20 protein-coding genes are annotated in these 23,391 nt (G+C 64.6%); 7 read left to right on the top strand and 13 right to left on the bottom strand.

Features of this window, described 5'->3' with window-relative positions:
- Nucleotides 1-861: 861 nt before the first annotated feature.
- The 3 genes from nudE to M5G11_RS21275 form a co-directional block, all read right to left on the bottom strand.
- Entirely contained in the window at nt 862-1,410 is a 549-nt protein-coding gene (gene nudE / locus M5G11_RS21285; RefSeq protein WP_273908897.1) for an ADP compounds hydrolase NudE, read from the bottom strand.
- A gap of 82 nt (nt 1,411-1,492) precedes the next feature.
- Entirely contained in the window at nt 1,493-2,623 is a 1,131-nt protein-coding gene (locus M5G11_RS21280; RefSeq protein WP_273908896.1) for a helix-turn-helix transcriptional regulator, read from the bottom strand.
- Nucleotides 2,624-2,740: 117 nt separating this feature from the next.
- Nucleotides 2,741-3,784: a 3-ketosteroid-9-alpha-monooxygenase, oxygenase component gene (locus M5G11_RS21275; RefSeq protein WP_273908895.1), complete on the bottom strand. Its 1,044-nt coding sequence runs from the start codon at nt 3,782-3,784 to the stop codon at nt 2,741-2,743.
- A gap of 167 nt (nt 3,785-3,951) precedes the next feature.
- Between M5G11_RS21275 and M5G11_RS21270 the strand changes: the two genes are divergently transcribed.
- The 3 genes from M5G11_RS21270 (at nt 3,952) to M5G11_RS21260 (ending at nt 5,960) form a co-directional block, all read left to right on the top strand.
- Entirely contained in the window at nt 3,952-4,791 is an 840-nt protein-coding gene (locus M5G11_RS21270) for an SDR family NAD(P)-dependent oxidoreductase (RefSeq protein WP_273908894.1), read from the top strand.
- Nucleotides 4,778-5,704, top strand: a complete 927-nt coding sequence (locus M5G11_RS21265) for an alpha/beta hydrolase (RefSeq protein WP_273908893.1) — start codon at nt 4,778-4,780, stop codon at nt 5,702-5,704. The genes M5G11_RS21270 and M5G11_RS21265 overlap by 14 nt, the downstream gene beginning before the upstream one ends.
- A 76-nt stretch (nt 5,705-5,780) precedes the next feature.
- On the top strand, nt 5,781-5,960 hold the full coding sequence (locus tag M5G11_RS21260; protein ID WP_273925349.1) for a hypothetical protein: 180 nt from the start codon (nt 5,781-5,783) through the stop codon (nt 5,958-5,960).
- Here M5G11_RS21260 and M5G11_RS21255 read toward each other — a convergent pair.
- The 4 genes from M5G11_RS21255 to atzF all read right to left on the bottom strand — a co-directional run bounded on the left by M5G11_RS21255 (nt 5,957) and on the right by atzF (nt 12,651).
- Nucleotides 5,957-6,289: a fe2+ zn2+ uptake regulation protein gene (locus M5G11_RS21255; protein WP_273908892.1), complete on the bottom strand. Its 333-nt coding sequence runs from the start codon at nt 6,287-6,289 to the stop codon at nt 5,957-5,959. The two genes, M5G11_RS21260 and M5G11_RS21255, sit on opposite strands and share 4 nt — an antisense overlap.
- 166 nt (nt 6,290-6,455) lie before the next feature.
- A complete protein-coding gene (locus M5G11_RS21250; protein WP_273908891.1) occupies nt 6,456-7,193 on the bottom strand; it encodes a GntR family transcriptional regulator in 738 nt (245 codons plus the stop codon).
- Between the two features lie 9 nt (nt 7,194-7,202).
- A complete protein-coding gene (uca, locus tag M5G11_RS21245; protein WP_273908890.1) occupies nt 7,203-10,826 on the bottom strand; it encodes an urea carboxylase in 3,624 nt (1,207 codons plus the stop codon).
- A 10-nt stretch (nt 10,827-10,836) separates the two neighbouring features.
- Nucleotides 10,837-12,651, bottom strand: coding sequence for an allophanate hydrolase (gene atzF / locus M5G11_RS21240; RefSeq protein ID WP_273908889.1), 1,815 nt, complete (start codon nt 12,649-12,651; stop codon nt 10,837-10,839).
- A gap of 301 nt (nt 12,652-12,952) precedes the next feature.
- Between atzF and M5G11_RS21235 the strand changes: the two genes are divergently transcribed.
- From M5G11_RS21235 to M5G11_RS21225, 3 genes are read left to right on the top strand one after another with little or no spacing between them, the layout of a single operon-like run.
- A complete protein-coding gene (locus M5G11_RS21235) occupies nt 12,953-13,723 on the top strand; it encodes a DUF2092 domain-containing protein (protein WP_273908888.1) in 771 nt (256 codons plus the stop codon).
- A 1-nt stretch (nt 13,724) separates the two neighbouring features.
- Nucleotides 13,725-14,288 carry a hypothetical protein gene (locus tag M5G11_RS21230; RefSeq protein WP_273908887.1) on the top strand — a complete coding sequence of 188 codons (564 nt, stop codon included), beginning with the start codon at nt 13,725-13,727 and terminating at the stop codon, nt 14,286-14,288.
- A 14-nt stretch (nt 14,289-14,302) separates the two neighbouring features.
- Nucleotides 14,303-15,403, top strand: a complete 1,101-nt coding sequence (locus tag M5G11_RS21225) for an AI-2E family transporter (RefSeq protein WP_273908886.1) — start codon at nt 14,303-14,305, stop codon at nt 15,401-15,403.
- A 40-nt stretch (nt 15,404-15,443) separates the two neighbouring features.
- Here the strand turns inward: M5G11_RS21225 and M5G11_RS21220 are convergent, their stop codons facing one another.
- Genes M5G11_RS21220 through M5G11_RS21195 form a run of 6 tightly spaced genes read right to left on the bottom strand, consistent with a single transcriptional unit; the run spans nt 15,444 to nt 20,897 of the window.
- Nucleotides 15,444-16,328 (bottom strand): ChaN family lipoprotein, encoded by an 885-nt coding sequence (locus M5G11_RS21220; protein WP_273908885.1) that lies wholly within the window; start codon nt 16,326-16,328, stop codon nt 15,444-15,446.
- 55 nt (nt 16,329-16,383) lie between these two features.
- Nucleotides 16,384-17,151: a heme ABC transporter ATP-binding protein gene (locus M5G11_RS21215; RefSeq protein WP_273908884.1), complete on the bottom strand. Its 768-nt coding sequence runs from the start codon at nt 17,149-17,151 to the stop codon at nt 16,384-16,386.
- Complete coding sequence (locus tag M5G11_RS21210; protein ID WP_273908883.1) at nt 17,151-18,188, bottom strand: FecCD family ABC transporter permease; 1,038 nt, start codon at nt 18,186-18,188, stop codon at nt 17,151-17,153. Before M5G11_RS21210 ends, M5G11_RS21215 begins: the two co-directional genes overlap by 1 nt.
- Nucleotides 18,185-19,072 carry a heme/hemin ABC transporter substrate-binding protein gene (locus M5G11_RS21205; protein WP_273908882.1) on the bottom strand — a complete coding sequence of 296 codons (888 nt, stop codon included), beginning with the start codon at nt 19,070-19,072 and terminating at the stop codon, nt 18,185-18,187. Before M5G11_RS21205 ends, M5G11_RS21210 begins: the two co-directional genes overlap by 4 nt.
- Nucleotides 19,073-19,084: 12 nt before the next feature.
- Complete coding sequence (locus M5G11_RS21200) at nt 19,085-20,155, bottom strand: hemin-degrading factor (RefSeq protein ID WP_273908881.1); 1,071 nt, start codon at nt 20,153-20,155, stop codon at nt 19,085-19,087.
- Between the two features lie 16 nt (nt 20,156-20,171).
- Nucleotides 20,172-20,897, bottom strand: a complete 726-nt coding sequence (locus M5G11_RS21195; protein ID WP_273908880.1) for an energy transducer TonB — start codon at nt 20,895-20,897, stop codon at nt 20,172-20,174.
- A 225-nt stretch (nt 20,898-21,122) separates the two neighbouring features.
- Here M5G11_RS21195 and M5G11_RS21190 point away from each other — a divergent pair, with 225 nt between their 5' ends.
- Nucleotides 21,123-23,351 (top strand): TonB-dependent hemoglobin/transferrin/lactoferrin family receptor, encoded by a 2,229-nt coding sequence (locus M5G11_RS21190; RefSeq protein WP_273908879.1) that lies wholly within the window; start codon nt 21,123-21,125, stop codon nt 23,349-23,351.
- Nucleotides 23,352-23,391 lie beyond the last annotated feature (40 nt).

Genomic DNA, 23,391 nt, shown 5'->3' with positions numbered 1-23,391 from the left:
AGTTCAGGCCGGCTCCCACACGGATCGATAGTGCTACGAGTATTTGTGGAAGCTGGCAAAGCCTTGCTTACTGGGATCGACAGCGCTGCGAGCACTTGTGGGAGCTGGCCTTGCCAGCGATGCAAGGCAAAGCCTTGCCAGTCGGGACCGCTGTGCGCTCCATCGCCGGCAAGGCCGGCTCCCACATGGATCGATAGCGCTACGAGTATTTGTGGAAACTGGCAAAGCCTTGCTCACTGGGATCGACAGCGCTGCGAGTACTTGTGGGAGCTGGCCTTGCCAGCGATGCAAGGTAAAGCCCTGCCAATCGGGACCGCTGCGCGCTCCATCGCCGGCAAGGCCGGCTCCCACATGGATCGATAGCGCTACGAATATTTGTGGAAGCTGGCAACGCTTTGCTCACTGGGATCGACAGCGCTGCGAGCACTTGTGGGAGCTGGCCTTGCCAGCGATGCAAGGCAAAGCCTTGCCAGTCGGGACCGCTGTGCGCTCCATCGCCGGCAAGGCCGGCTCCCACATGGATCGATAGCGCTACGAGTATTTGTGGAAACTGGCAACGCTTTGCTCACTGGGATCGACAGCGCTGCGAGCACTTGTGGGAGCTGGCCTTGCCAGCGATGCAAGGCAAAGCCCTGCCAGTCGGGACCGCTGTGCGCTCCATCGCCGGCAAGGCCGGCTCCCACATGGATCGATAGCGCTACGAATATTTGTGGAAGCTGGCAACGCTTTGCTCACTGGGATCGACAGCGCTGCGAGTACTTGTGGGAGCTGGCCTTGCCAGCGATGCAAGGCAAAGCCTTGCCAATCGGGACCGCTGTGCTGCATCGCCGGCAAGCTCGGTTCCCACAGAGGATCAACCTACTAGATTCTTCGGGCCAAAGCCCCCATGGCCATGAACAACGCAGCAATCGCCCGCGCTTCATGCAGCTCACCCCGCGCCACCAGCTCCGGGATCTGCGCCAGCGGCACCCGCAGGCATTCCAGCGGCTCCGGCTCATCACCCGGCAACGGGCAAGGGCTCAACTGTTCCGCCAGTACCACCCGATAGCGATGGCACAAATGCCCCGGGGCCAAGGTCAATTCCCCCAGTTCAGTCAACCGCGCCGCCTTGAAGCCAACTTCCTCGCACAACTCCCGCTGCGCCGCCTGCACATAGCTCTCATCCACCTCGGCACCGCCTTTGGGCAATCCCAAAATCGTGCTCTCCACGCCCACCGCATACTCACGCACCAGCAACACATGCTCAGGGTCAGGCATCGCCACCAGCATCACCGAGCGGTAACCCGTACCGCGCAAGCGCTCATACACCCGCTGCTGGCCGTTGCTGAACTCCAGGTGCAGGGCTTCAATCTGGAAATGGCTGCTTTCTACCAGCAGTTCGGTCTTGAGGATGGTCGGACAGCTACGCATATGCAGGCCCACGCATGATCGGAATGGGAAGACCTGCACTGTGCGCCGCGCAACTGCGCCCGCCATCGTCCGAGCGGACGAGTCAGCCCAGCGTGGCCACGCTGCGCAGGATCAAACGCACCAGCATGGTCTGGCGGGTCACCCCGGTCTTGGAGAAGGTCGAACGCAAGTGCGCCCGCGAGGTGTTGCGGCTGATACCCAGCTCCTCCGACGCCTCGTCCAGGGTCAGCCCATTGGCCAGCAACATCGCCAGCTGGGTTTCCGCCGGGGTGAAGTCGAACAGCGCCCGCACGATCTCCTGCGGTGCCGACGATTGCTGCTCCGGATCGCTGATAAAGATCACCACGGTAGGGCACTGCTTGCCCTCGCTCCACGCCGACAGCGGCACCGAACGCACGATGATGCCCAGGTCGGCACGTCCGGACGGGCGTTGCACGCGCAGGGCCTCGACCACCGAGGGGTTGCTGCTTTTCTGCGACAGCAGCGACTGCTTCACCAGCCGGCGGAACTCCTGGGTATCGCGCGCCGTACCAACCTGCAAACCATCGTTGATCAGCTTGATGCCGTCCTTTTCCTGAATCAGCCGGTCAGCCACCTGGTTGGTCTGCAGCACCTTGCCGGTTTCGTCGAGGATGATCGTGCCCACGGCCATCTGGTCGACCGCGCCGGCATACAGGTTGCGCTCGGTTTCAATGCGGTTGAGCTGCATGTGCACCTTGATCGAACGCTCCAGGTGCGGAATGAAACGGGCCAGCAGTTGCTTCTCGTCGTCGCCAAAGGCCTTGTCGCTGCGCCCGCGGCTGATGCGGATGCGGCACTGGGCGCCGTCACAGGTGTTGATGTCGGCGCCAAGAATATGGAACACGTCCGCCGGCTCGAGGAAGTTCTTGTAGAACTCCGATTGCAGCAGCTCGTCGTTGGACACGTAGCCCGCCAGGGTCACGACCTCGCGGTTGGGCAGGTCGACGAACGGGTCCATGGCAAAGAAATGCTTGTTGTACGAGGCGGTGGTTTCAGTCGAGCTGCCGGTGGTGTTGACCATCAGGCCATCGACATGGGCACTGGGCGGGCGAAGGATGAAGGTGACGTACTTGCTGCACAGGTGCAGGTTGAGCTGGTTGAGAAAGGTGACCCAAGGGATGTTTTCCAAAGGCCCCTGATAGAGTTGACCGACCAATTCACTGAATGAATCGAGGCTGAGACTCGGCAGCATAGGGATGACCACTTCTTATTATTGTTGGCGGTGGCTGAGCATAAGCGTCGCCTGCAACCACACGCAATGCCCCGCGTACCCGTCCGACAGCACGCCTGTCGGACGGGCTTCAAGCCGTCAGGCGCGTTCGCCGTCCCGTACCACAAAGCGCTTGCTCAGCAGGGTTTCAGCCGGCAGCAGTTCGACGTCGGTGTAGAACTGCTCGTACCAGCGGCGCAACTGGTAGACCGGCCCATCACCGTCGCACAGCAGCGGGTTGTCGACCCGGGTCTTGCTGTGCCAGATCGCCACGTCCTCGTAGAACGCAGCCTGCGCCTGGGCCACATAGGCCTTGGCCATGGCCTGGTTCTGCTCTTCGCTGAGCCCGGCGATCTTCTTCACCAGCACGCCATAGCGCAGGGTGAAGCTGTCGAGGTCGATCGGCACATGGCAGTTGAGCAAGATCGAATGGATCGGCTGGCCGTTCATGGCCCCGGTCATTTCGGTGATCTGGTAGGCCGGGCCGAAGTAGGTGGCCTCGGTGCTCAGTTCGCTGTCGCCGGACAGCCGCTCGCTGCGTGCGCGCATGATCTGGGTGGCCAGGTGGCCTTCGAAGATGTTGATGAACGCGCTGACCGGCGCGCCGTGAACAGTACCGAAGTGCGCCATGTCGGCGATGTTGTCGATCAGTTCGCGGCAGTTGGTCCCGATTTGCAGTTCGGCGACTTCCCAGTTGGCCCATGCGTCGCTGAAGCAGGCGTCAATGCGCGGGATGGCCTGTTCGGCGATGGGTGCGTTGCCCTCGGGGTCGTTCCACACGAACAGCAACTGGTTCTGCTCCATGATCGGCCAGCGCTTGACCTTGGCCCGTGGCGGGATGCGCTTGGCGTAGGGAATATCGTCGCAGATCCCGTCCGCGCCCCAGCTCCAGCCATGGAACGGGCAGCGGATGGAGTTGCCTTCGATGCAGCCGGTGCTCAGGTCGGCGCCCATGTGCGGGCAGTAGCCGTCCAGAATGTTCAGTTCGCCATCCTCGCCCTGGTAGGCCACCAGGCGGGTGCCGAACACGTCCAGGCGGTGGGCCTTGCCGTCACGGTACTGCGCGGCCAGCCCCAGGCAGTGCCAACCACGGGCATAACGGTCTTCCAGCAGTTTTGCTTCGATGCGGTGCAGGGTGCTCATCTTATTGTTCTCCGGCTTCTCACAGGGTGGGCGACGTCGCCTGGCGGCGCTGCGGCTCTGCTGGGATTCTGAAGCCCCTGCGCAGGGGGGCATCGTCTGAACGGACGATGGCCGCGCGCAACGCTGCGGCTCTACTGGTGCAAACAAGCCAGTGGCAGGAGCAGGCAATGAACAACGAGCAGGGGCCGGTAGCGGTCATCACCGGTGCCGCCAGCGGGATAGGCCGCGGGTTGGCCGAACAGGCGGCGCAGCAGGGCATGCGCCTGGTGCTGGCGGACGTCGATGCGCAGGGCTTGCAGGCGCTGTGCGCGCAATTGCAGGGGCAGGGAGCCGCCGTGGTGGCCTGCGTGACCGATGTCGCGGATGCCAGCCAGGTCGAGCGGTTGCGCGATGTCGCGTTGGCACGCTTCGGCGGCGTCGACCTGCTGTTCAACAACGCCGGGGTGATGCAGACCGGCTACAGCTGGGAAATCACCGGCCGGCAATGGCAGCGCATGCTCGATATCAACCTGCTGGGGGTGATCAACGGGGTGCGTATTTTCGTTCCGCTGCTGCTGGAGCAGGGGCGCCCTGGGCATGTGATCAATACCGCGTCGCTGGCCGGTTTTCTCAGCAGCCCGCTGATGGCGCCCTATAACGTCACCAAGCAGGCGGTGGTGGCCCTGTCGGAAACCCTGCACTACGAACTGGCCATGCTCGGCGCGCCAATCGGCGTTTCGCTGATCTGCCCGGGGCCGGTAGCCAGTGAAATCATGGCCTCGAACCAGGCTGGCGACGAGGCCGGCCAGTCGTTTGGCGCGCTGCTCGATAGCAGCATTCGCCAGGGCATGACGCCCCAGGCGCTGGCCCGCGAAGTGTTTGCCGCAATTGCCGAAAAACGCTTCTGGGTGCTGCCGCACAAGGACTTCAAGCCCGCGCTGGAGCAGCGTGTGCGCAGCATCCTCGATGAAACCAACCCGCAGTTCCAGATGTTCGACCTGCCAGGAGATGCCCATGCCGCTCGATAGCCAGATGGCCGCCGTGCTTGCGCCGTTCAACGCACAGCCGGAGCCCGATTACGCCCAGCTCGACGCTGCGCAATACCGCCAATACGCCGACAACATGATGCCGCCGGTGCCCGGCGAAGCCATGGCCGAGGTGCGCGACCTGCGCGTCGGCGGCGCCGAAGGGACGCTGGAAGCGCGCCTGTACCGGCCGCTGGCGCAGGATCACCTACCATTGCTGGTGTTCTTCCATGGCGGCGGGTTTGTCATGGGCACCCTGGATACCCACGACAACCTGTGCCGTACGCTGGCCAAGGAGACCGGCGCGGCGGTGGTCTCGGTGGCTTATCGGCTGGCCCCGGAAGCGCCATTCCCGGCGGCGCCGCTGGACTGCTACGCCGCCACCTGCTGGCTGGTGGACCAGGCCGCGTCGCTGAATCTCGATGGCAGCCGCCTGGCACTGGCGGGGGACAGTGCCGGGGGCAACCTGGCGATTGCCGTGAGCCGGCTGGCGCAGCAGCGCAAGGGGCCGAAGATTCGTCATCAGTGCCTGTTCTACCCGGTCACCGACGCCGGGTGCGACAGCCAGTCCTATCAGGAATTTGCCCAGGGTTATCTGCTGACGGCGGCAGCGATGGGCTGGTTCTGGCGCAGCTACCTGGCATCAGGCGAGCAGATCGACGATCCGCTGGCCTCACCGCTGCGGGCCAGCTCGCTGGCCGGCTTGCCCGCGACCACGTTGCTGAGCGCCGAGTTCGATCCGCTGCGCGATGAAGGCGAAGCGTTTGCCAAGTGCTTGCAGGAAGACGGCGTAGCGGTGCGCGTTGAGCGCTGCGCAGGCATGGTGCATGGCTTTGTCAGCCTGGCGCCGTTTGTCGAGGCGGCGGCAAGCGCGTTACGGGAGGCGGCAGCCGATATTCGCCAGGCACTCGCCTAGTCCATTTGGACGACGCGGATTGTCGCAGGCGTTTCTAGTCTGGTGCTCACACCGTCCCTCCTTCACGTGCAGTGGAATGGCCATGAAAACAACAAGAATAGTTTGCCTTGCCCTGATCGGCTGCGCCTTTGGCGCCGCCTATACCGCCTTGCTGACACGCCCGTTGCCGGTGCAGCAGACCGTCGCCTATTACTGTCAGCCGGGATTTCAGCCGTGTTACTTCCCGGTTGCCAGTGTGAGCCGGCTGATGCCTTAGTGGCGGGCCAGGATCGACCTGGCCTCGACCGTCAGGTCGAAGCTGTTGCCCGGGCTGATGCTGAGCACCCCTTCGAAGGCCAGCCGGCGAATGACTTCGCGTATCTTCTGGCTGGAAAGCTCGCTACCGACCTGGGTGCGAATCTGATCGAGGTAGACCACTTGCTGGCTGCCGGAGGCATTCAGCAGGATGTCGATCACCTTGATGCGGAACATCGTTACGCGCAGGCCGTAGTGATGAAGCAGTTCGCGAATCGACTCGATCCGGCTGCGATCAGTACGGGGGGCGCTGGTCGAGATCGGCGTTGCAAATTTGCGTGCAGTCGACACTGCAGTTCTCCTGTTCAGTAAGGTGCCTGACCGTGAAACGATCTGTGGGCTGGCGTGCCTACTATGCAAGCTGAAATGTCGAGAAAATGTCGTCAAAGATTGTAAAACGATGAATAAAACAGCCGCCGTCATCGACGATGGCGGCGGCTCATGGCAATTGACGTGCCTAACCGTCCTGGCGCTCGACCGCCTTGAGCAGCGAACGCTGCCGTGCGCTGTGCAGCATGTGCAGGGTGATCTTGCGCACTTCGGCCTTGCTCACCTCGATGTGCGCGCGCAGCAACTGGCAGGCTTCTTCGGGGCGGCGCTGCAAAATCGCCGTGAGGATGTGCCCGTGCTCTTCATAGGTAATGGCAACGCGCGGCTGCTGGGTGAAGTCCAGGCGGCGGATGATGCGGATCTTCTCCGTGACATCGCGGTGGACCCTGGCCATTTCCCGATTGCCGGTGGCCGCCACCAGGGCGCAATGGAACTGTTCATCCAGCTCCGATACCGCACGCCCTTCGGGCAGGCGCTGGTGCGCTTCAACCAGCCAGATCGCTGCCAGATCGCCAAGCAATTGCGGCAGTTGCGCCCCTGATGCGCACAGGCGCCGTACGGCCGCCAGCTCCAGCACGATGCGCAGGTCGTACAGCTCTTCGAAACGTTCGAAGTCGAAGGGCATCACCTGCCAACCACTGCGAAAATGCACCTCCAGATGCCCCTCGCGCTCCAGGCGATACAGCGCCTGGCGCACCGGGGTGCGGCTGGCCGCCAGGCGCTTGGCCACATCCCCTTCGCTGAAACGGTCGCCGGGCAGCAGGCGAAAATCGAAGATATCTTCCTTGAGTTGCAGGTAGATACGCTCGGCCAGGTTCTCCGGCCGCTCTTTCGCGGCCTTCATGGGTTGGGTCGACAGTTGCATGGGCACTCCTCAGGCGACAGGGTCGAGCAACATCAGTGCGTCACCCGGCAGTATCGCGTTGCCGGGCTGGCAGCGCACGGCGCGGACCGTACCGCTGACCGGCGCGATCACCGACAGCTCCATCTTCATGGCCTCGACCACCAGCAGCGGTGCGCCGGCTTCCACCGATTGCCCGGGCTCCACGAGGATCTTCCACACGCTGCCGCACATTTCGGCGCTGACCACATGGGCGCCACCGGTTTCTTCTATCTCGAACGGTTGCTGGACGGGGGCGCTTACCTCGTCTTCGTCATGCTGCCAGCGCCCGACTTCGGCCTGGAAGGCCAGTTTCTGGCTGGCCTGGAAGGCGGCGATATCGGCTGCATTGGCCTGCAGGAACTGCTGGTATTCAGCAAAATCGAATACCGACTCTTCGATGCGGATCTCGGCGCGCCCCTCACGGAACGCTTCGCGGAATTCATCCAGCTCCGCCTCGCTGACCGGGTAGAACTTGACCTGGTCAAAGAAGTGCAGCAGCCAGGGCTGGCCATCCTTGAACTGGGCGTTCTTCGAAAAACGGTTCCAGATCGGCAATGTACGGCCCACCAGTTGGTAGCCGCCGGGCGAGTCCATGCCATAGATGCACATGTACATGCCGCCAATGCCCACGGTGCCTTCGGCGGTGAAGGTCCGTGCCGGGCTGTACTTGGAACTGAGCAGGCGGTGACGCGGGTCCAGCGGCACGGCGCAGGGCGCATCCAGGTAGACGTCGCCCAGGCCGAGAATCAGGTAGCTGGCGTCGAACAGGATGTCGCGCACTTCTTCCCGCGTGGCCAGGCCATTGGCACGCTGGATGAAATCGACATTGTTCGGCAGCCACGGCGCCTCGCTGCGCACCGTCTCGCTGTAGCGGGTGACGGCGTTCAAGGTGGCACTGTCTTCAAACGCCATCGGCAGGTGGACGATGCGCGTCGGCACCTTGACCTGATCGACATCCGGCAGCCGTGCTTCCAGCGCCAACAGGTGCTCGATCAACGCCGACTGGTGCAGCACGCGGCTGTTGTAGCGCAGTTGCAGCGAGCGCACGCCGGGGGCGAGTTCTTCCAGGCCATGCAACGGCTCGGCCTTGAGCGCCTCCATCAGCAGGTGCACGCGCAGGCGCAGGGCCAGGTCGAGCACGTTGTCGCCATATTCCAGCAACAGGTAGGCATCGCCGGCCTGGCGGTAGGTGACATGCGGGCGTTGGCCGCTGGCGGGCAGTTCGGCCAGCACCGTTGCGGAAACGGTGGTCGTGGCCTGCAGGCTGGGGGCCGGCAAGGTCACTGCGGAGATTGCCGCCAATGCTTCGATGCTGCCCAGTTGGGCCTGCTCCAGGCTTTGCGCCTGTTTGAAACTGATGGGGTGGAAGCGCAGGGTGTCGCCGGGTTTGACCTGGCCGACTTTCCACAGCTCGGCCTTGGCGATGGTCACCGGGCAGACGAAACCGCCCAGGCTCGGGCCGTCCTTGGTCAGGATCACCGGGAAGTCGCCGGTGAAATTGATCGCGCCGATGGCGTACTCGCAATCGTGCACGTTGGACGGGTGCAGGCCGGCTTCACCGCCATCGGCACGGGCCCAGCTGGGCTTCGGCCCGCTCAGGCGCACGCCGAGCCGGTTGGAGTTGTAGTGCACCTCCCATTCGGCGGCGAAGAACTCGTCGATTGCTTCCTGGGTGAAGAAGTCCGGCGCGCCATGCGGGCCATAGAGCACGCCGATGCGCCAGGTCTGGCCGTACTGCGGAATCAGGCTGTCATCAAGGGCCTGCGGCTGGCTGACCGGCGCTGGCGTGGTGCAGGCGGCGAGGGCCGGTTGGGAGATCGCCAGCATATCGGCCGTGCGCAGCGTGCGCCCGGCATGCCCGCCGAACTGGCCGAGGGCGAAGGTCGAGCGGCTGCCCAGGTACACCGGTACATCCAGGCCATTGCGTACCGCCAGGTAGCTGCGACAGCCGGAAACGGCCCGGCCAAGCTTGAGCACCTGGCCCGTCTTGACGCTGATCGGTGCCCAATACGGCAGGCTTTCGCCGTCCAGTTCGGCCGGGCAGTCGGCGCCGGTCAGGGCAATCAGGCAGTCGCTGTGAAAGCGCAGGGTCGGGCCCTGCAAGGTGACCTCCAAGCCTGCGGCGCTTTCATGGTTGCCGACGATGCGGTTGGCCAGGCGGAAGGCCAGGTCATCCATCGGCCCGGAAGGCGGCACGCCGATGTCCCAGTAGCCGAGGCGGCCAGGGAAATCCTGCACGCTGGAGTAGGTGCCGGGCTCCAGCACCTCGATGACCTGTGGCTGGTAGTCGAACGTGTCGAGCAGTCGGGTCCACACCTGGGCGCTGTGAAAGCGCGGCTCAGCCACGACCTGGCGCAGGTAGTCGAGGTTGGTCGCAATGCCATGCAGACGGGTTGCGGCCAGGGCTGCCTGCATTTTGCCGATGGCTTGCTCGCGGTCGTCGGCGTGCACGATCAGCTTGGCGATCATCGGGTCGTAGAACGCCGACACTTCGCTGCCGGTGCTGACCCAACTGTCGACCCGCACGCCCTCGGGGAAGTGCACATCGGTCAACAGCCCCGGGCTTGGTTGGAAGTTTTTCAACGGGTCTTCGGCATACAGGCGCACCTCGATGGCCGCGCCGTGCGGCTTGCGTTGCAGGGCCGGCCAGTCCAGCGGATCGCCGGCGGCCACTTGCAGCATGCATTCGATCAGGTCCAGGCCGGTGACCATTTCGGTCACCGGGTGCTCCACCTGCAAACGGGTATTCACTTCGAGGAAGTAGAAGTCATCGCGCGCGGCATCGTAGATGAACTCGACCGTGCCGGCGCTGCGGTAGGCGACCGATTCGCCCAGTTGCACCGCCGCTGCATGCAGGCGTTCACGGGTGGCTTGCGGCAGGTTGGGGGCCGGGGTTTCCTCCAGCACTTTCTGGTTGCGCCGCTGCAACGAGCAGTCGCGCTCACCCAGCGCCACCACGCGGCCTTTGCCGTCACCGAAGATCTGCACTTCGACGTGGCGCGCCTGGTTGACGAAGCATTCGAGGAACACCCCGGCATCGCTGAAGAACTGCTCGCCCATGCGCTTGACGCTGTCATACGCCGCAGCCAGTGCCGCCGCGTCGGTGCAGCAGGTCAGGCCGATGCCGCCACCGCCGGCGGTGGTTTTCAGCATCACCGGGTAGCCGATCCGCTGCGCCGCCTGCAACGCCTCCTCGACGTTGGCCAGCAGCCCGGTGCCGGGGGCCATCGGCACCTGTGCGGCGCCGGCCAGTTCGCGGGCACGGTGCTTGAGGCCAAATTCGCGAATCTGTTCTGCGGTCGGCCCGATGAAGGCGATGCCCTGCGCCTGGCAGGCGTCGGCGAACTCGGCGCTTTCCGAGAGGAAGCCGTAGCCGGGGTAGATGGCCTGGGCACCGGTTTGCCGGGCTGCGTCGAGGATCTTGTCGATGCGCAGGTAGCTGTCGGCGGCTTTTTCGCCGCCCAGGGCGATGGCCACATCGGCGTCGCGAACATGCGCGGCATTGCGGTCAGCCTCGGAATACACCGCGACACTGCGCACGCCGAGTTTCTTCAGGGTGCGAATGGCGCGTACGGCGATCTCGCCACGGTTGGCAATCAGGACGGTATGGAACATGGGGCTCTCCTTAGGCGGGGGTGCGGCTGGCGATGAAGGCGCGCCAGCCGCCGAAGGCGGTGATGTCCACGGCGCTGTCCAGCGCCCAGGGTTCGCAGATGAAGCCCTTGACCCAGCGGCCGTCCTCCAGTTGCAGGTTGCCGATGCCCAGGGGAGGGGGAATCTCCGCGACGAATTCGCCAAAGCGCGCCAGCGGCATGTCCCACAGCTCGACGATGATCGACGCGCCCTCGGCAGCCTTGACCAGCCCTGGCTTGGGCGGCACGGAGCCGGCGAGGGCGTGCAGGCGGTAGGTCGGGGCGGTCAGGGTCTGTTCGACCAGCACCGCATCGCGGGTGGTGAGCTGGAAGTTCAGCGGCATGCCGGTGAGGTGCGCGCCGACCACGGCGACACGCACGCAGCCGGCGACTTGCCGGGCTGGCGCTGCCGGCGGCAGGCTGCGCCCGGTCGCGCCCAGCGGCAGGGCCTGCGCCGCCTGCCAACGTTTGCCCAGCGAGGCGAGGGCCGCGTCATGCCAGGCGGGGGCGATAAAGGTGATGCCGGCGGGCAGGCCGTCTTCGCGAAAACCGGCAGGTACTGCCAGCGCGCTGAGGTCGGCGAGGTTGGTGAAGTTGGTGTAGGTGCCGAACTGTGCGTTGAACAGCACCGGCTCACGCTTCATTTCAGCCTGGGTGCGCAGGGTCGGGGAGGTCGGCACCACCAGGGCATCGAAGCCGGCGAGAGCCTGGTTGATCGCGCGGCTGAGTTCTGCGCGCAGGTACTCGGCACGGTAGGCATCGCAGGCGCTGTAGCCGAGGCCGTTTTCCACGATCGCGCGGACCACCGGGTCGATGGCCTGTGGTGCCGAGGCCAGCATCTCGCTCATCGCCACGGTGCGTTCGGCAACCCATGGGCCTTGGTACAGCTGCTCGGCCAGTTGGCGGAACGGCGTGAAGTCGATGGGCACCAGTTGCGCCCCCAGTGCTTGCAGGCGCTCAAGCGACTGCTGGAAAACGGCCTGGTTGAGGCTGTCGCCAAAGAACTCCAGGGTGTCCGGGACCGCCAGCCGTGGCGCAGCGCCGATGGCGGCGGGGGCGGTGCGCGGGTTGCTGCGCGAGTAGGCGTCTGCGGGGTCAAAGCCTGCGGCCAGGTCGGCGACGAGCTCGGCATCCTCAACGGTAAGCGCAAACACCGAGATGCAATCCAGGCTGCGGCAGGCGGGGACCAGGCCTTTGTTGGAAAGGCGGCCCTTGGTGGGTTTCAGCCCGACGATATTGTTGAAACCGGCAGGCACGCGCCCGGAACCTGCGGTATCGGTGCCCAGCGAGAAGGCCACCAGCCCCCGCGCAAGGACCGAAGCCGAACCGGAGCTGGAGCCGCCACTGACGTAGTGCGCATCAAAAGTATTGGGCACCGCGCCGAAGGGCGAGCGGGTACCGACCAGCCCGGTGGCGAACTGATCGAGGTTGGTCTTGCCGACCAGCACCGCACCTGCCGCTTGCAGGCGCGCCACGACCGTCGCGTCCTCATCGGCCAGGTAGGCAAATTCGGGGCAGGCGGCACTGGTGCGCCAGCCGGCGGCATCGATGTTGTCCTTGATGGCGAACGGCACGCCGTAGAGCGGCAGTTGGCTCAGGTCGCTGTCCAGCGCGTGCAATTGTGCGGCGAGCTGGTCGAGCCGTCGTGCCAGTTGCTCGGCACTGACGAGGACGATCCAGGCGGGGTCCTGCTCCTGGAACTGCTGAATCAATTCGAAGAGCAATGCGGGTTCAATCGTGCCTTCGCGGTAGGCATGCTGCCATTCGCTGAGGGTCCATCCTACGGCTTGCAGTGAACGAGGTTGCATGGGCTTCTCCATCTTGTATCCAAGTCTGGATTTGCTCAGTGCAACGCGCGGGCCAAGTTGTTGGAAGGCTTTAAAACAGCGGTCTTGAGGGGTTTCTCGGGTAGGTGCAGGCGCTGGCAATGCTGTGTGCTGGTGCAGGGGCGCCTGTTTTTGGTGCCGGGCATTGTGCGATGTGATGCAGGTCCGGGCGGGTTCTGGCGCACTCGGCAATGGCGAACTAGGCTCAGCCAGCAGCCCTGTGTGGGTTGCGCTGGAAACGCCCAGGCAAGAGAGACGGCCCGAGAGGGTCAGGAGTGCAACGATGACCGCCAAGCCCCGTGTTTTCTGTTTGCTGTTGACCCTGGCCCTGCTGCCCGCCGCCCATGCCGAAGACCCGCCGGCTGCGGATGACACCCCGCTGGTCAACCCGCAGGTGGTCGACAAGCTGATCGACATGGGTGACTACCTGCGCAGCCTGCCGAAGTTCCAGGTGGAGGCCGATGTCTCGCGCGACACCGTTCTGGAGTCCGGGCAGAAGATCAAGACCGAGTCGGTGAACACCCTCAAGGTCCTCAACCACGAGCGCCTGTACGCCAGAAGCGAAGGCGACGTGCGTACCCGCGAGCTGTATTACAACGGCAAGCAACTGACCCAATATGCGCCGTACCTCAAGTACTACACCACGGTGGAGGCGCCGCCGAAGCTGTCCGACGCCCTGCACCGGTTCGAGGACTACTACGGCATCCAGGTGCCGCTGGAAGACCTGTTCCTGTTCGGCAGTGACCAGGCGCAGATCGATGCCCTGAAGGAAGCCGCCTATGTCGGCCCTTCACGGATCAACGGGCAGCTCTGCGACCACCTGGCTTTCCGCCAGGAGGGCACCGACTGGCAACTGTGGATCACCCGCGCCGAGAAACCGCTGCCGTGCAAGCTGGTCATCACCACGACCGACTCGCCGAGTTTTCCGGAATACATCGCCGTGTACCGCTGGAACCTGAAACCGACGCTTCAGGAGTCGATGTTCACGTTCAAGCCGGGCAAGGGTGATGTGGCGATCCCGCTGAAGAAAGTCACCGCGCAGGCAGGGCAATGACATGAACCATTCACTGACGTGGAACCTGTTGTTTTCATTCGCCACCGCTTCAGTGCTCACCTTGAGCCTGATCCCCGTGGCCGACGCCAGGCCGCAGCGGGCCCAGGGCCATGCGCGTGCGGCGGTCAACCGGCCACCGCCGCCCAGCGCGCCTCGGGCGCAACGGATGAATGCCGGGCAGCGCGCACCGGTCAACGCAGGAAATCGGGTAAATGCCGGCAACCGGGTCAATGCGGCGAACAACTCCGGCAACAACTCCGGCAACCGTGCGCGCATCAACAACAGCACGCGCAACGTCAATATCGACAACCACCGCGACGTCGACATCGATGTCGACGGGCGTGGCCGCTACGGCTACGACGATCACTACCATCCGGTGGCCACCGCAGTGGCGGTCGGCGCGACCGTGGCGGTGGTCGGCTCGATACTGACGCCGGCACAGATGCCCACCAGCTGTGTGCAGGTGATGCGCTACAACACGATGTACATGCAGTGCGGCTCGACCTGGTACCAGCCGCAATACCAGGGCAGTGACGTGACCTACATCGTGGTCAACGCACCCTGACCGAGGACGGCACCATGCAGCCACTCCCGCAAAATGGAATACTCAGCCGCAGCCTGCTGGATGTGTTCATTCGTGCCGGGCTGATCCTGGTACTGGTGATCAGTTGCTACGAAATCTTCCATCCGTTCCTCAACCTGATGATCTGGGCGCTGATCCTCGGCGTCACGCTGTACCCGCTGCACACCCGGATCAAGGAAAAACTCGGGCTGCGTGACGGCTATGTGGCCACCTTGATCATCGTCGTGGCCCTGGCCTTGCTGATGGTGCCGATCTACCTGCTGGGCATGTCGATGGCCGAGTCGGTGAAGAATGCCCTGGAGATGGTCAAGAACGGCGACCTGCGCATACCGCCACCCACCGAAAGCGTCGCCGGCTGGCCGCTGATCGGGCAATGGCTGTATGACTTCTGGCAGCAGGCTTCGGATAACCTCACGCAACTGATCCACAACATGCTGCCGCATGTGCGTGACGTCGGCCTGACCTTGCTCGGCAAGTTGGCGGGGGTCGGGGCGGGCTTCCTGACCTTCCTAGGGGCGCTGGTGATTGCCGGGGTGTTCATGGCCTACGGCGACAACGGCCATACCAGTGCAAAGCGCATCGCCACGCGCATCTCCGGCCCGGACCGTGGGCCATCGATTGCCGCGCTGTGCACGGCGACCATTCGTGCGGTGGCCCAGGGTGTGGTCGGCATCGCCTTCGTGCAGATGCTGCTGGTGGGCGTGGGCTTCGTGGTGATGGGCATACCCGGGGCCGGGCTGCTGGCATTGCTGGTGCTGCTGATCGGCATCATGCAGTTGCCGGTGCTGCTGATCACCTTGCCGGTGGTGGGCTATGTGTTTGCCACTGAAGGCGCCTCGGTGAGCACCATCGTGTTCACCATCTACAGCCTGCTGGCGGGCATGTCGGACAACGTACTCAAGCCCATGCTGCTGGGGCGCGGGGTGAATGTGCCGATGCCGGTGGTGCTGATTGGTGCACTGGGGGGGATGGTCAGCAACGGCATCATCGGGCTGTTTATCGGCCCGGTTATGCTGGCAGTGGGGTACGAGCTGTTCTGGGCCTGGGTGGACAACGCCGGGTCGAGGCCGGCAGGGGATGAGAAAACAGAGGTTTGAGCCCGGCTGGCCACGCGAATAACGTGGCCAGCTGCAATGCTTAACGGCGCAGCTTGGCGCAGTGGTCCTGCTCGGGCTGGGCGGCGGTGTACCACACGTAGTCGGCACGCTCGGCGCTGACCGTTTTACCCACCTCGGCGAGGATCAGCACGGCATTGCCGTCAGGCTTGCCCAGGTCGGCCAGGTGCAGCGGCACGCCCAGGTCCTTGCGCACATGGAAGGCACCGGCCAGCAATACCGCCGGGGTAGGCGCCGCCAACAGGCGCTCGGCCATGCGCCGGTCACGCTGCTGCTGTACCGCCAGCATGGCTGGCATCTGCGAGTCGGGCAGCATATTGCAATGCGACTCGCGAATATCTTCCAGCAAGGTGGCTTGCACCTGTTGCGTGGTCGAGGCCTTGCCTTCGAGTACCGGGCGCTGCTTGTAGATCTGCATGATCTGCGCACGGTCCAGGTTGGCCGACAGCAACGGGTATGGCTGACGCACCGCGTAGGTCACCAGCGCACCATACAATCCCCAGTCCCAGTTGGCCTGCCAGGCAAGCGCCTTGAACAGGTCGGCCGGTGGCTGGCCGGCGCGGGTGGCTGCTTGCGCGGCATCGACACCGGCCTGCTGGTTCGGGTTGAGCATTTCCAGCAGCAGGCTGCCCTGCGGCCGCTGTACGGCCAGTTCACGCAGCAGCCACAGTTGCACGGCGTGGTGGTCCGGGTTGTCGTGTTGCTCACCGACCAGCACGCGCGGCGCAACGGCAAGGCGCTCGACCAGCTGTTGCGGGGTCAGGGTGCGGCCGGTCGCCAGTTCGCGGATCACCCCGAGGTCGGCGTGATCGCGCCCTTGCGGGGCGATCGGCGCAGGCGGGGGCAACACGGTGTGGGATTGGCAGGCGGTCAACAGGCCGACCAGGCACAGCATCAGAAAGCGCATGGGAATTCCTTGTTGTTCAGATACCCCCCGCCCATAGGTGAGCAGGGGGGCGTTTTCAGCGAGCGATAATCAGCGGATGGCCACGTTCCGGGTGCTGCTGGATCAACACTTCCAGCCCATACACCGCCGCCAGCGCTTCGGCCGTCAGCACCTCTGCGGGTGGGCCGTAGGCATGCGGCAGGCCCTCCTGCAACAGCAGCAACTGGTCGCAATAGCGTGCTGCCAGGTTGAGGTCGTGGAGGATCACCATCACGGCAGCGCCGCGCTCGGCAAAGTCGCGCACCGCTTGCAGGATGGTGTGCTGGTGCAGGGGGTCGAGCATGGACGTCGGCTCGTCGAGCAACAGCGTCTGCCCCTCGGCACCCGGCCACAGCTGGGCGAGTACTCGCGCCAGGTGCACGCGCTGGCGTTCACCGCCAGACAAGGCCAGGTAGCTGCGCCCGGCCAGGTGCAAGGCATCGGCGGCGCGCAGCGCCTCGGCGACGATCTCGGCATCGCGAACGCGCCCCGTGGCATAGGGCAAACGCCCCATGCCCACCACCTCGTTGACCGAAAAGGCGAAGTTCAGGCTCGAACTCTGCGGCAGCACCGCCAGGCGTTTAGCACGGTCCTGCCCCGGCCAGTCGGCGAGGGCACGGCCTTCCAGGCTGACGCTGCCTTCGCTGACCGCCAGCTCGCCGCACAAGGCGGCGAGCAGGGTGCTCTTGCCGGCGCCGTTGGGGCCCAGCACACCGAGCACTTGCCCCGGCTGCAACTGAATGTCGATGTTCGACAACACGGTACGCGGGCCGCGCCGTACTGCCAGGTTGTTTGCCCGTAGCATCAGGAGCGCCCCCGAACCAGCAAGAAGAGGAAGAACGGCGCACCAATCAGTGCCGTGACAATACCGATGGGCAGTTCCGCCGGAGCCAGCAACAGGCGCGCGATCAGGTCTGCCAACAGCAGCAGCCCCGCACCCGCCAGCAACGAGGCCGGCAACAGCACGCGGTGATCAGGCCCGACCAGCAGGCGCATCAGGTGCGGCACGACCAGGCCGATAAAGCCGATCAAGCCGGCCGCCGCCACTGCCGCGCCAACCCCAAGGGCGGTGCATAACACCAGCTCCAGCTTGATCCGCTCGATGTCGAAGCCCAGGTGGCGGGCTTCCGACTCACCCAGCAGCATGGCATTGAGCGCCGCTGCCCGGCGTGGCAACCACAGCGCCACACCCACGGTGACGATCAGCAACGGCCACAGGCGCTGGTAACTGGCGCCATTGAGGCTGCCCAGGTTCCAGAAGGTCAGGGTGCGCAGCGTGGCGTCATCGGCCAGGTAGGTGAACAGGCCAACCCCGGCACCGGCCATTGCGGTCAAGGCGACCCCGGCCAGCAGCATGGTCGCGACATTGGTCTGGCCATTGCTGCGGCCAAAGCGGTAGACCACCGCCGTGACGATCAAGCCGCCGCTGAACGCGCACGCCGACAGCACGTACGGTTCAATGGCCGGCGCCATCCCGCCGAGCATGCTACCACCGACGATGGCGATGGCGGCGCCCAACGCGGCACCGCCCGACACGCCGACCAGCCCCGGATCAGCCAGCGGGTTGCGGAACAACCCCTGCATGGCCACACCGGAAAGGGCAAGAACGGCGCCCACGGCAATCCCGAGCAAGGTACGCGGCAGGCGGATCTGACCGAGGATCAGCTCCGCCTGCTGGGTGTTGTCACCATCAATCGACAGCCCGAGCAGGCGCAACCCGGCCAGCAGGGTTTCACGCAGTGGCAGGCTGACCGGGCCAAGGGCCAGGGACAGCCAGACAATCAATACCAACAGCAACGCCAGGGTCAGCAGCATCGGCCGCGGCCGGACAATCGCCGTCATTGCTTCGCCTCAGCCGTCAGCACCTGGCTATCCGGGTAGAAGGCCTTGGTCAGGTCGGCCAGGGCATCCGGTACACGCGGGCCAAGGCCACCGACCAGCAGGGTCGGGTCGATCACCACGATGCGCCCATCACGCCCGGCACTGGTTTGCCCCAGCACCGGGTTCTGCGTGAGCAGTGCCGCGCGCGCTTCATCACCCTGCAGGCGGCCACCGGCGAAGATGATCACCTGCGGGTCCAGCGCCAGCAGCGCCTCGTTGGACACCGGCTTGTAGCCCAGGTGCTCGACCAGGCTGTTGCCACCGGCCTGCTGGATCATCCACGCGGCCAGGGTGTCCTTGCCCGCCACTTGCAGGTTGCCACCGGAGTGGCTGAGCAGCAGCAGGGCCCGTGGCGCAGCATTGTGCTGCTGCGCCTGGCTGACCAGGTTTGCCTGGTTTTTCAGGCGCTGGCTGTAGCTGTCCATCAGGTGTTGCGCTTCAGCCGGCTTGCCGAGCAACTGGCCCAGTTGGTTCAGGTTGTGTTGCAGCGTCGGCATGTCGGCGGTGGCCGAGAGCATTTCAATGCGCACACCCGCCGCCTTGAGCTGCTCGATGACTGGTGGTGGGCCCATCTCGTTGCTGCCCAGGAGGATGTCCGGCTTCAACGTCAGGATGCCTTCGGCCGCCAGCGCCCGCTGGTAGCCGACGCCTGGGAGTTTTTGCAGGGAGCGCGGGTACTGGCTGGTGCTGTCGACACCCACCAGCTTGCTTTCGCCGCCCAGTGCCACGACCCATTCGGTAAAGGCGCCACCAGCACTCACCCAGCGTTGCGGCAAGGGTTCGCTGGCGCTGGCCAACTGGCTGAGGAGCAGGCCGGTGCAGGCCAGCAAGGTTTTCATTCGCATCAGGCTATTTCCTCAGGCGGTCATGCGGCTGGCAGTTTCTGCCAGTGCGCGCCAGTCATTGCGTTCCGGAACACCGGGTTTACGTACACCGAACAGCTGGATCACCAGCTCGCCGTCGGCATCGAACCCTTCATAGCTGGTGACGATACCGTCAACGCTTGGCTTGCGCACGCGCCACAGCTCGGTCACGCCGGTGGTCTTGAGGTGCAGGTTGAACGCCGGGTCGAGCACGTTGAACCAGGTATCCATCCAGCGCAAGTTGCTGACCGGGCCGGAGTGGATCTGGATGCAATGCTTGTTGCCCACGAACACCATGATCGGCACTTCGCGCTTGCCGGCTTCCTCGATGACATTGGTCAGCTCGACCGTGGCCAGTTGTTCGGCCCATTCGTGGCCGGCCAGGCGCAGGGCCTGGGTGCGCGCGACATCGTTGCGGCGCAGCAGGCCGAAGAAGTCGTGGGTGTCCTTGAGCTGCGACCACTCGCTGCGCAGGGTGGCGCTATCGACATCAGCGTCAGGGCGCGGCGCCTTGGCTTCTGGCTGTGGCTTGAGCTCCAGCTCGGCGGTTTGTGCTTCAGCGCGAAAACGCTCGACCAGCGGCGCCCAGGCGGCTGCTTCGCTGGTGTCAGTGAGGTAGACCTTGTGCACGGCCAGGCCCTGCTGGTCGAACACCTGAATGCTGCGCTGCGGCCCGCGTGCAGTCGCCTCATCCACGGCAAACACGCTGGCCCAGCCGCTGAGGAACAGGCGCAGGTCGATGTCTGGCGACAGCACCATGCCCATCTGGCCGCTGCCCATGATCGTCACCTCGTGGTAGACCCCTTTGCGCTCGTGTACGCAATGTTCGTTGCGGGTCAGCGCCATGATGTAGCCCAGCTCGCCGAGCGCCGGCAACAGTGCTGCCCATTCCGGGCGCAGGCGCACGGCATCGACGCCCAGGCGGCTGGCGGTCAGTTCGGCTTCGCTGACGCCGAGCTTGGCAGCGGCATCACGGGCGCGCAGGCCCGGTTGTTCCTGACGCAGCAACTGCCAGCGCTGGTAGAGGTTCGAGGCAGTGGGCTGGGCGCTGATTGGGGCGGTCATGGTTAACTCCTTCAGGTCATCGGTTCGCCGTGAGGGCGAATTCTATTGGTATTTCCACGCGGCTGGGTACGGCCCGGCCATCGACAATTTCGGGGCGAAAACGCCATTTGCCCACGGCCTCGAGCGCCGCCTCATCCAGGCTTTCGACGCCAGAAGAACGGGTCACGACGAGCTTGAGCTGCTGACCACGCTCATCAAGCGATACCTCGACGCGCACGATACCGTGTTGGTTGCGTCGGCGGGCTTGCGAGGGGTAGCGAGGCGGTTGCGGCGGGGCGGCAAAATTGGGGCGCTGGCTGACCACGGGGGTGAGCGGCTGTTGTACCGCAGCCGCCGTGGCGGCCTGGGCGATTCGTTCTGGTGTCGGGCGGCTGACAGCAGGTGCAGGCACGGCCGGGGCACTGGCAACCGGGCGGGCAGGGGGCTCGATGCGAGGCGGCGCAGGCGCCTTGGCGACGTTCGGCTTGGCCGCTTTGGCGCTCGGCGGCGGCAGCAGCGCAGCCGCCTTGGCCATGACCGGCACCTTGGGCGTGACGCTCGGCGTCGCTGGCGGCGGTGGAGCAACGGGGCGGGCAGGCGGCGTTGGCGTGCTTTGCAGCAGCGGTGCAAGGTCAACGATCTGGATCGCCGTGGGCAGTTGAGTGGCCGACGCTGCGGGCCTGGCGACCAGCCCATGCAGCAGCCATCCCGCGCAAAAATGCAGCAGGACGGACAGTGTCAGGTAGCTGGCAAGGCGGCTCATACACGGCAATTCTTATAATTAAGAATGCATATGGTAATAATTTGCATTTGTAAGTCAAGCTCGTTAGATTCGCTGACGCTGCCGACCGAGCCTTGGCTGAGCAACCCTTCACAGAAAGGGCCCAGCCGTCGGTTGATAACAAAATCAAACACATCCCGGTCATTCTTCAGCGCGACCTCAAGATGCTCTGCGCGCCTGTCGTCTGGCCTTCTGGAGTCAAGTTAGATGTCGATCCGCCCGCCCTTTGCCCAGCGCCCCTTGCTTGCGTTGCTGCTGATCTCGCCTTCTCTGGCCCTGGCCGCCGAGCCGGTGACCCAGTTCGATACCGTCAGCGTGACCGCCACGCGGACCGAGCAAACCTTGCTGGAGGTGCCGAGCACCGTATCGGTCCACAGCGAACGTGAGATCGACCAGCAGAACGCCAAGAACCTCAAGGATGTGCTGCGTTACGAGCCGGGCGTGTCGGTCAGCGGTACTGGCAGCCGTTTCGGCCTGTCGGGTGCGACCATCCGGGGTATTGGTGAAAACCGCGTACTGACCCAGGTCGATGGCGTGCGCATTGCGCAAAGCAACTTCTTCAGCCCGTTCCAGGACGTGCGCGGCACCTACGTCGACCTCGACACCATCAAGCAGGTCGAAGTGCTGCGCGGCCCGGCGTCGTCGCTGTACGGCAGCGATGCCATCGGCGGGGCGATCAGCTTCCTGACCAAGGATGCCGGCGACTACCTGGAAGACGGCGATGATCTGTATGCCCGCCTGAAGACCGGTTACGACGGCAGCGACGACAGCTGGCAGCGCAGCGCCACCTTTGCCGGTCGCAGCGGCACGCTCGACGGCCTGCTGCACCTGGGGCGTCGTGACGGGCAGTCCACCGATACCTGGGGTGGCAATGGCGGTGTCGGCAGTTCGCGCGAGAAAGCCAACCCGCTGGACTACACCACCGAGAACCTGCTGGCGAAACTGGGCTGGGACTACGCCGATGGCGACCGCGTGCAGTTCACCTACGAGCGCTACCAGGACGACGCCAACAGCAACCTGCTGAGCGACATCAACCCGCGTGCGACCTTTACCAGCCCGGCGATCCTCGATTCGCAGTCCAAGGACAGCGTTGACCGCGACCGCTTCAGCCTGGAACACACGATGGGCCTGAGCAGCCTGCTGGCCGACCAGTTGAAGTGGCAGCTCAACTACCAGGAAAGCACCAACAACCAGAAAACCCTGCAGCAGCGCCGCACCACCACCGGCATCAACCGCATCCGCTCGCGTGACTCGCAGTACGAAGAGCGCCTGTGGAGCCTGAACACCCAGCTGGACAAAAGCTTCGAACTGGCCGACACCCGTCACCACGTGATCTACGGTGCCGAAGTCAAACGCATCGAAGCCAGCAACCTGCGTAAAGGTCGCGAAGTGCGCCTGGACACCGGTGCAACGGTGCCGCCACCGGAAAACTTCCCGGTCAGCGACTTCCCCGACCCGACCAGCGATTCCCTCGGTCTGTTCGTCCAGGACACCATCGAGATGGGTCGCTGGACCTTCATGCCGGGCCTGCGCTACGACTACTTCCGCCAGACCCCGCACGTCACCAGCAGCTACCTCAATGGCCTGCCGTCGGAGACCGACCCGTCGCGCATCACCGACGACCACTTCTCGCCAAAAATGGCGGTCACCTACCAGCTGACCGAGCATGAAAGCGTCTATGGCCAGTACGCCGCCGGCTTCCGCGCGCCGAGCCCGGTCAACATGTACGGCGAGTTCAGCAACCCGCAGCAGGGCTACCAGCAGATCGGCAACCCGGACCTGAAGCCGGAAACCAGCAACAGCTTCGAGTTCGGCCTGCGCGGTCGCTACGACCTGGGCAGCTTCGGCGTGGCGCTGTTCTACAACAAGTACAAGGACTTCATCTCCACCGAGACCGTGGCCGATCCAGACGGCACCGGCCTGCTGACCTTCCAGCCGCTCAACCTGGGCAAGGTCACCATTCGTGGGGCTGAAGCCAAGGGCGACATCAAGCTGGACGCGTTCATGCCGCAAGGCACCCGCGCCCTGGGCTCGATTGCCTACGCTCGCGGCAAGAACGAAGAAACCGGCCAGCCGCTCAACAGCGTCGACCCGCTCAAGGTCGTGCTTGGCCTGGGTTACGACGCGCCAAGCGGCATCTATGGTGGCCAACTGACCTGGACCTTGGTGCAGGCCAAGGACCGTGTCGACCACAGCGGCGACGCCGACCTGCTGATCAACAGCCAGTTCGAGACCCCGGGCTATGGTGTGCTGGACCTCAGCGGCTGGTGGCAGATCACCAAGGAAGTCTCGGTCAACGGCGGCCTGTTCAACGTCACCGACCAGAAGTACTGGAACTGGGGTGATGTGCAGGGGCGTGATACCGATTCGACCAGCCTGGGTCGCCTGACCCAGCCGGGCCGCTATGCGGCGGTCAACGTGATCTGGGAAATCTGATCGGGCGATTGCCCTGCGCCAAGGTGCCCTGCAGTGCGTT

Origin of the sequence: Pseudomonas fontis (assembly GCF_028656955.1) — a bacterium.
GTDB classification, from domain to species: domain Bacteria; phylum Pseudomonadota; class Gammaproteobacteria; order Pseudomonadales; family Pseudomonadaceae; genus Aquipseudomonas; species Aquipseudomonas fontis.
Note: the sequence above shows the minus strand (reverse complement) of the source record. Positions and strands in the feature narration are given on the sequence as shown.